This is a genomic window from Pseudomonas sp. UBA5706 (assembly GCF_002419965.1).
Lineage (GTDB): Bacteria > Pseudomonadota > Gammaproteobacteria > Pseudomonadales > Pseudomonadaceae > Aquipseudomonas.
Window position 1 is genome coordinate 259,455 of sequence record NZ_DIHC01000001.1, and the last position, 6,078, is coordinate 265,532.

At 54.4% G+C, this 6,078-nt stretch carries 4 protein-coding genes and 1 pseudogene; 2 read left to right on the plus strand and 3 right to left on the minus strand.

The annotated features are described in order from the left end of the window. Nucleotides 1–3 precede the first annotated feature (3 nt). Both B3I26_RS01225 and B3I26_RS01230 read left to right on the plus strand, forming a co-directional pair. Nucleotides 4–699, plus strand: coding sequence for an SOS response-associated peptidase family protein (locus B3I26_RS01225; RefSeq protein WP_296254344.1), 696 nt, complete (start codon nt 4–6; stop codon nt 697–699). A gap of 575 nt (nt 700–1,274) precedes the next feature. After that, nucleotides 1,275–3,059, plus strand: a complete 1,785-nt coding sequence (locus B3I26_RS01230) for a DUF4214 domain-containing protein (protein WP_296254345.1) — start codon at nt 1,275–1,277, stop codon at nt 3,057–3,059. A 444-nt stretch (nt 3,060–3,503) separates the two neighbouring features. Here the strand turns inward: B3I26_RS01230 and B3I26_RS01235 are convergent, their stop codons facing one another. The 3 genes and pseudogenes from B3I26_RS01235 to B3I26_RS01245 all read right to left on the minus strand — a co-directional run. Further along, on the minus strand, nt 3,504–3,878 hold the full coding sequence (locus B3I26_RS01235) for a hypothetical protein (protein WP_296254346.1): 375 nt from the start codon (nt 3,876–3,878) through the stop codon (nt 3,504–3,506). A 439-nt stretch (nt 3,879–4,317) separates the two neighbouring features. Beyond that, a pseudogene (locus B3I26_RS01240) lies at nt 4,318–4,446 on the minus strand (structural protein); the annotation flags it as partial. A 604-nt stretch (nt 4,447–5,050) separates the two neighbouring features. Beyond that, the coding region (locus tag B3I26_RS01245; RefSeq protein ID WP_296254347.1) for an SGNH/GDSL hydrolase family protein at nt 5,051–6,078 on the minus strand (1,028 nt) is incomplete at its 5' end.

The window sequence follows — 6,078 nt, forward strand, 5'->3', positions numbered from 1 at the left end:
CCCATGTGTGGACGGGTTGCGCAGTACAGATCGATGGCAGACTACGTCGAAGTCATGGACTCGCCACAACAGGTGCTGCCTGGATTCGATGCAATTCCACTTGGACGCTACAACATCGCACCGACGACGTCAGTGGGAATATTTCGCAGTGATGACGTGGGCCTGCACATCGACAGAATCCGCTGGGGTTGGGCGCCCTTTTGGGCGAAAGGGAAACGACCGGACCCGATAAACGCCCGGGTGGAGACGGTAACCACGGGTAAGTTCTTCAAGCAACTCTGGCCAAATGGCCGCGTTATCGTCGCAGTTGATGGATGGTACGAGTGGGTTAAGGACGAGAGCGACCCAAAGCGCAAACAGCCGTACTTTATCGTCGCCAAGGACAACAAACCGCTACTGCTCGCCGGGCTGGCCGAGGTTCATCCCGGGCTGGAGACTGACGAGCGTGACGGGTTTGTGATCATCACCGCCGACTCGGATCAGGGCATGGTCGACATTCACGATCGACGCCCGGTGGTGCTGAGCCCAGAGCATGCGCGGGAATGGGTTGATCCTGAGACGACACCGCAGCGTGCGGCTGAGATCGCCAGGGAGTGCTGCAGGCCGACCGAGGAATTCACCTGGTATCAAGTAAACAAGGATGTGGGCAATGTGCGGAACCAGGGTCCGCATCTGATCGAGCCAAAGTATCAAGAATAGATCAAAATAATGGACTCCTATTGCCTGCCTGGCGCAACCAAGTTAGCTAGTGACAAACCACTCGCATGCGAATAGGCGAGCCGCTCATCCGGGGAGCGCGCCCGGCAGGACCTGTAGACCGATTACCTTCATATGCATATTCCGCAACAGTCTTGTCCTCTCCAGCCGTTCGTCAGTAAGGTGAATTACATCACAACCTACTCGGTGCTGGCATTTTGACCCGCCACTGGTCGCCGACCTCGGAACTTGTAATGAAGTGACGAATCTCTGTTCTGCTCACGCTTCAGTTTTGCGGTAGCAGGACGATAGAGGCATGAGGTTCGTATCTGGATGATGTCCCTATTGTTTTGGAGCCATTTTGCCATGTATGATCCGCGAGCAACTGTCAGCTATGTATTTGACAAGGTTAAAAAATGACCTATCGAGCATCGCTGGTTGAGAGGTCGGCGATTTTCGCTGTCTCATAAAGCGCCATCACCGATTTTGGGGTGGCAATCAGGCCGAAGGTCGGTTGACCTTCTATCCGGGTGGATGCCTGAGCTGGAATATCGACTCATATTGGAGATGAAAACGTAATGGCTACTACTTCTGCACAAGTACAACAGCTCTATGTCGCTTACCTGGGCCGCGCTGCCGATAAAGCCGGTCTGGACTACTGGTTGAACGAGCTGAACGCTGACAACGCTACCCTGACTCTGGATGACCTGCGTACCAACTTCACTACTCAGCAAACTGAGTACACTGATGCTTACGCTGGCCTGTCGCGCTCCGACACCGTCATCAAGATCTACAACAACCTGTTCGGCCGTGCTCCGGATGCTGCCGGCCTGACCTACTGGACCACCGGTGGTGGCGCCTCTGTTAACTCCGACGATCTGCTGAGCGCGTTTATCAACGGTGCTGGGTCTGACGATGCTAAAGTCATCACTAACAAGGTTCTGGTCTCGGAGGTTTACACTTCGACAGCTGGTACCAACTACCTGGCTGCCGACGCTAAGTCGATCATCGCTGGCGTTGGTTCTGACGGCACTTCCGTTGGTAATGCTCTGAACAAGCTGACTGACGGTTCGTTGAGCGGTATCGCTATTCCTGCTGCCGTTGCTAATTTGAAAGCTGCTGCGGCCGCTGATGCAGCCGTGACTGCGTTCGAAACTACCAAAGCTGCGGACCTGCTGGCTATCGAAAAGCAGTTGGTAACCTTGTCGACTAGCGATGCAAACATTGTTGACCAGACTGCCACTTCGACCGCTTCGTCGAGCTACTCTGCTGTTAACACTGAGCTGAGCGGCGATCTGACTTCTGCTCGTGGCAACCTGGGTACTACTGCGGATTTGACTACTGCTGCAAATACCACTGCCACAGCGCTGACGTCCGCTCGCACTGCATTGACCGGCGCTGACAACCAGTCTGTCGATCACGTAACCGCATACACCACTGCAGCCGCAGCCGTTAAAGCCAACGTTGCTGTTTCAGCTGGCGACAAGCAGCAAGCTGTAGACACTTTGGCTGCATACGGTAATAACCCTGCCAACAATGCCGCCTGGACCAAAGCCCTGTCGGATGCAGGTATTACTGCAGGCACAACAGTTGCTGATACTGCTCAGAGCATCTATTCCGCTCTGACCAGCACCACAGCTAGTGCTGATGTGATTGCAAACGTCAAAACTGCGTTCGCATCGGTTACCAACTTCGCCAGCGTTACTGCAACTTCCGACAAGGATCTGGCTAACTTGAAGGCTGTCGCTGCGCTGCAAGTTGCAGATGACAACCTCAACACTACCGCTGGTAACGCTTGGATTGACGCTTACAACGCCGACGTTACTGCTCAGTCTAAACTGGCATCTTCGAAAGCTTTGGACGCTCTTGATTCGGCTTACAAAGCTGTTGATGTTGCGCACACCGCTGCTACTGATGCAAAAGCTACTGCCGCTGCGAAGCTTGACGCCTCTGATGTACTGGTCGATAACGGCACCACTTTGTCTGTCACTGCAGATGCGAACAAGGCTGAAGTCTTCTACTTCGCTAACAACAAAGTTACATCGTCCGACGGTGCTCTGACTCTGACCGCAGGTCAAGACTCGCTGTACATCGGTGAAGGTTACACCCTGAATAAGGCTGCTACTTTGAGCGCTAATGGCATCACAGGCGCTGACAACAACTCCAAAGAAGTGTTCTTCTTCAAAGCCGCCGATAACAGCGTAAAAGCTGTCATCGAAACTTCGGCTGTTGGTAGCACCACCGTTGCTGATAACACCTTGGCCGCAAGCGCAACCGACGGCGTTTCGGTCATTACCCTGACTGGTGTTACGTCTGTTGACCAAGTCACTTTCGCGAACGGTGTTATCTCCCACGTCGCTTAATTGCCTCGTGTTTGATAGTCGCGATGAGCCTCGGCTCATCGCACACTGCTCATAAGAACCCGCCTTTAAAGGCGGGTTTTTTTATCTGCAGAACAATGGATCCAGTCCATCCCTTAAAAATCGCAAAAAAAAAGCCCCGTACCTTCGTCAAGGTACAGGGCTTTCTAGTGTCAACATCGACTATTGGAGACAGTCGAGTACACTCTACATGCTACGGATCAGAATGGCAAGGCGACACCATCACGTTCAGACGACGATTTGAAGGTGAAAATTAGCCCCTCCCTTGACTCGCCCCGCGCAGGACGTTGACTCAACTCAAGATATCTACCATTCATCTGCTCATAAAGCCCGCCCCTTGAGCAGGTAGGAGTTGCGAAGGGTAAAGCCGTGGCTCTCCATGATGAAAAACCGGCTTAAAACAGGGTTTAGGCCGGCGAATCAAACTTAGGTCCAATCGGCACGTCGGTACACTTCGGCTGCATGGAAAATGCGCTCTGGAACGGGCGGGACAGCTCGTTGAATCCCGGTCTTCGCGTAGCCGTTCGCTTCCATCACAGCGCAAACAAGCGTTCCAATCGACCTTTTGAGTGTTAGCCGTTTTTGGTTAGGTGAAGTAGTCAAAATCGCTTCCGCACAGGCTTTGACAATCCCCGCGATCGCCGGGAGCTCAAGCGCATCAGTCACAACTCTCATGTTTGTAAATGACTCCTCTGAGTTCACGAAGTCGATGAAATTGAACGAATGCGCTTGAAGCTCATTGAATTGGGCCGGGTGAGTTTTGGCGAATAACTCCATATCGGCAGGGCGGAAAACTGGCATACGTAGCACCTAATCTATCAAGGCGATCACGATATTGTCAGCATGGCTTTTTTGCAAACGAGATTGGAAGCGCCTGTTCAGGCCTCACTTCATTCTTCGACATCAATCGGCTGTCCTATGAACCGAAAAGCCTGTTGAAATTCGGTTAAGGTCTTGCCAGGGGAATGCGTCATAGCGCTGATAATCACAGCTACGCGAATGCTCAAACGCCAGCGCCGAATCAGACTCATGTTGTTCGGAGTGGCAGTTTCTGCAGCACACCTGGTGACCATCCAGCCGCCAAAGGGAACTCCATCTCAATAATCTATCCGAGCAGCTCATCTACTTAACCCACATGATGAAGCAAAGATTTGCCTCATACGTTGGGCGGACCGCGTGCTCAAACGTTCATAAATGAAAGATCCATCGGTCCGGTTTCCGATTCTTCACAGCAGCGCCCGGTGTCGAATCGGGCAAACCTTTTCTCGATCGCGGGATCTGGCCGAAGCTGCCCCTGCCACTGATTGCGCGGGTTATAGTCTATGTTGCCGGGATTGTTATTGCGCACGCCGCGGGTTATTTGAGGCATTACTTTTCTCCAGACGTAAAAAAGCCCGCGCTGGGCGGGCGCGGACGCATGCTCGGATGTTTGAAACAATGGCCCGAATAGTGATTGTGTTCGACCTTGGGATGAGCGCCGTGGCACTAACGTTTCGCGAAATTTCTGGTAGCGAGGTGCCCTTGCATTTCGTGTTACAAGGGATAAGTACAGTTTTTGAGGTAGTCGATCACGATGGCCTAATCCTGATATTCGAGCTGCCTCAAGAGGCTGCTCGGTGGGCTAGGCAAGCCCACGCCTTCGGAGTACCCGATCGGCGTCCAGGAAGCAGAGAGTGGATTGATCAGCTCTATACCGGCAACGACGACCTCTAACCCCGCTCAAAATGATGAAGACATCAAATCTATCGGGGTCTTGGTGTATTGCTTGGCGCCGCCTATTCGGACACCGGCCCAGAAGAGCCAGGCCTGCCATCCTGTGACTCCTTCGGCGAGAAGCGCACGGTACATAACAGCATCCACCTTCGGTGGCCAGCGAGGATGTTGACGCATCCTGCTGGCCGCTCCTTTTTTGTGTTACGAAGCACTCATTCTCTCCCGGTCTTCTAGGAAGGAAGCTCGGGTTTAAGCGCGGTTCAGATCTTTCTGACTCCGAACTGGCTGACCTTGACCTTCGAGTCAAGCGCCACGCCAACTGCCAGATATAGGCCCATCCTCGCGGTGATGACCGTCTCGGTAGCATCGAACTGATAGCGCTGCGTCTCAAGCGCGCCTTTCCAGTTCGCCGGCAAGGTAAACGGTTCCTGGTACTTGTCCATCGAGCGGTAATAGATCGTAGTGGATGTGCCCGCCACCGGCTTGGTGATGATCAGCTCAGCCTCCCAACCAAGGATGCCCCGGCTGTTGCCGACGATTTCAGGGGCCGACACCATCTCGATCACGTCACCCGCCACAAGATTGCTCAGTGTGACGTTGGCCGAAGGCTGTAGATAGATGTAGCCACCCGCCGCCCCCATGGTTCCGCTCAGTTCGACGCACTGTGCTTCGCCGTATGCGGCGGGCTCCTTATACCAGCGAGTGGTTACCCCGGTAACCCCGGAACCAGTAACCTTGTAACTGTCCGCCAGCACCGACCCGGCCACTGGGTTGGCCGATGCGTTGATAGCACCAGCAGTCCCGGCCATCAGTGGGTTTGCATTCAGGCAGCCGAACGGGCGAATCGCCGAGTAAAGATCAGCGGCATCCGTCGGGAGCGGCACGCCGAAGAACTCGAAATTGGCATTGATGACCGGCACGCATCGGGACTGAATGAAATCAGCACCGAGGATGTTGGGATGCAGGCCTTCCACGGTCATTGCTTCGGTAAAGCCGTCCCAGATGCTCACCACCGGCACGAACTGGCTGACGTAGCTCAGCACCCAGTCCTTGTATGCGTTCGCCTCGGCCAGCGCGGTGCCTGTCAGGGCTCTGGTACCGAACCGGGGCGTGCCAGTACCCACGATCAGGTACTTGCCCGGCGTGTTCTGGAAAGCGGTAATCGCCTTCATCACGTTCGCCTTGCTGTCGGCCAGCGTCATGCCTGGGGTCGTGCTGTCGTTGGTGCGCGAGAGCAGCATCCACAGATCGGCCGTGGCTGACGCCAGGCAGGCCGGGAGCCGGGCCA